1 pseudogene is annotated in these 2095 nt (G+C 70.7%); it reads left to right on the top strand.

From position 1 onward, the window contains the following. Positions 1 to 2095 (top strand): annotated as a pseudogene (locus AB3X89_RS39515) (Type III effector protein (Skwp5)); the annotation flags it as partial.

The following is a 2095-nucleotide window of genomic DNA, read 5'->3' on the forward strand; positions in this document are numbered from 1 at the left end:
CGACCGTGAGATCTGCGGGCTGGCGCTGGAACGTATCGCAGCGCAGGTGCTGAAGCCGGACGCGGCGAACCGGCTCCGGGCCAAGGAGGCGGCCATTCTGGGCAATGCGCTGTCCAAGGCGGCGCAATACGGGAGGTGCTGCGAAGCGGTGCTGCGTCTTGTCGCACATCTTGAGGCGTACAGCCTGATCGACACGCTGAACGGCCAGGGCATCTCAAACCTCCTTAATGCCCTCTCGAAGTGGCCGCAGGAGCGGAGTACCTGCAACGCAGCGCTGGCCCTGGCCAGGCGGATTTCCAACGACGAGGTGCTGCGCGGGTCGATGACCCCGCAGCATGTGGCGATGGCCGCGAATGCGCTGTCAAAGTGGCCGGAGGCGCCTGAAGCGGGGGCCGCGGTGCTGGCCCTGGCGCAGCGGGTCGCCACCTGGAAGGTGCTGCGCAGGGCGATGACCGCGCAGCATGTGGCCGAGGCCCTGAATGCGCTGTCAAAGTGGCCGGAGGCGCCTGAAGGGGGGGGCGCGGTGCGGGTGCTGGCGCAGCGGGTCGCCACCGAGGAGGCGCTGCGCGAGGCGATGAACGCACAGGAACTGGCGATGGCGCTGAACGGGCTGTCCAGATGGCCGGACGAGCCTGAAGCGTGGAACGCGGTGCGGGCCCTGGCGCAACGGGTCGCCACCGACGAAAAGCTGTGCAACTCGATGAACGCACAGGATGTGGCGATGGCCCTGCATGCGCTGTCCAGATGGCCGGAGGCGCCTGAAGCTGGGGACGCGGTGCGAGCCCTGGCGCAGCGGCTCGCCACCGACGAGGCGCTGCGCAGGTCGTTGAACGCGCAGGCGGTGGCGATGGCGCTGAATGCGCTGTCCAGGTGGCCGCAGGAGAGCGGCCTGCGGGAGGCGGCCAGGCTGCTGGCGGCACGCCTGGGCCACCCCCCACTGCCGTGGAGTGCGTTCGACTTGGGCCATCTCGCGCAGATTGCCAACGCGCTGGCGCGGCTGGGCGGGGACGAAGACGGGGACGACGCCCGGCTCGCACGCGGTGTACTGACGGGGGTAGCGATGCACCTGGCGCTGCGCCCGGAACGCTTCGACAGCGCCGAGGGCCGCCACGTGGGTATGCTGCTCAAGGCGTTCGCCCAGCTGCGGATGCACGACGCGCTGCGGCCGCTCGGCGCGACAGCGCTGGAACGGGTCCGGGCGCTGTGCGGCGCCGGGAGCCTGCGCGATGAACCGCTGGAGTGCATGGGCAACCTGTGCATGGGGCTGCTGCCGCTGGCGCGCAGCCCGCAGCTCAAGCGCCACCGGGTGGACGCCCTGCAGACCTTGGAGGCGCTGCAGGCGGTCGTGGCACGCAAGATCGACGCGTATCTGCGCCAGGCCCGCGGGGAGGCAGCCGCCCGTGCCGGGCTGCGCCTGAAGGACGGCGACGAAGCCTGCGGCACGCGCTGTGCGGCGCTGTCACTGTATCAGGTGCTCAAGGCATACAGTCTGGTGGCCCGCCAGTGGAAGCCGCGCTACATCAGTGGCGAACGCGCGTCGGTGAAGGCGCGACAGGAGAGCCTGAAGCAGTGGGTGCGCCAGACGCTGGAGACGACGCGCGGGTTCATCGAGGCGGACCTGCAGGAAATGAGCTGGAACCTCATTGCGCAGATCGAGGCCGATGAGGCGATCCTGGATGCACTGGATCTGCGGCTGGCCAGCCCGGCGCATCTGGCGGACCTCACGGGGCGTTACCCCCCTCGCCGGTTCGATCTGGCGCAGCGCCACGAGAGCCTGCGCACGGCGGCGGGAAACGTGGTGCCACCCGAGCCGGGTGCGGGGGATACCCGGCATGTCACGGTCGACCTGCAGGGACGGGAGCTGGAGCCCGCCGCGTCGCCCGGCGGGGCGCAGCGGGACTACTCCTTTTATGCCCGTCTGACGGGCCAGCCGCTGGTCGAGGTGCGGCTGCCGGGCGCGCTAAGCGCCTTCATGCTGGCGCGCACGTTCCAGTATAACGGCGAGCCCTGGCGCTTCGACATGTTCGGCGGCAGCCGCCTGACGCGCGGGCGGCAGAAGTCCGCCCGGGCCATCGCCGAGGGCCGCAGCGCGTCG

It is taken from the genome of Paraburkholderia sp. BR14320 (genome assembly GCF_040948665.1).
Lineage (GTDB): Bacteria > Pseudomonadota > Gammaproteobacteria > Burkholderiales > Burkholderiaceae > Paraburkholderia > Paraburkholderia youngii.